Genomic DNA, 301 nt, shown 5'->3' with positions numbered 1-301 from the left:
TTGGCGATATGATGGCGCACCCTTCCAGCGCAACGCCCAATGCGCTGGAAGGAATTGCCGGAGCGATCGACGCGGCTGTGATGAGCACCGCAACACCGCAGCAGCTTGCGGACGCTGCCGGGAGGGAGCTAGAGGAATTCAGCAACGCGGATATTCGCGAGCAGGCGACTATTCTGGGACATGGCGTTGGCGATGCTGCGGCGATTGCTGTCGATGCGGTCGTCGCAAAGGGCGCGGGACGACTTGCCAGAACTGGCAACGCCGACATACCCACTGCAGAAAGGGGGACGGGTGCCACAAA

1 protein-coding gene is annotated in these 301 nt (G+C 62.1%); it reads left to right on the top strand.

Going from position 1 to position 301, the window contains the following annotated elements:
- Positions 1-11: 11 nt before the first annotated feature.
- Positions 12-301 (top strand): hypothetical protein (locus CV013_RS15430; RefSeq protein ID WP_198591894.1); only part of this gene is annotated, 290 nt, incomplete at its 3' end.

Origin of the sequence: Tsuneonella flava, assembly GCF_002870965.1 — a bacterium.
Classification (GTDB): domain Bacteria; phylum Pseudomonadota; class Alphaproteobacteria; order Sphingomonadales; family Sphingomonadaceae; genus Tsuneonella; species Tsuneonella flava.
Note: the sequence above shows the minus strand (reverse complement) of the source record. Positions and strands in the feature narration are given on the sequence as shown.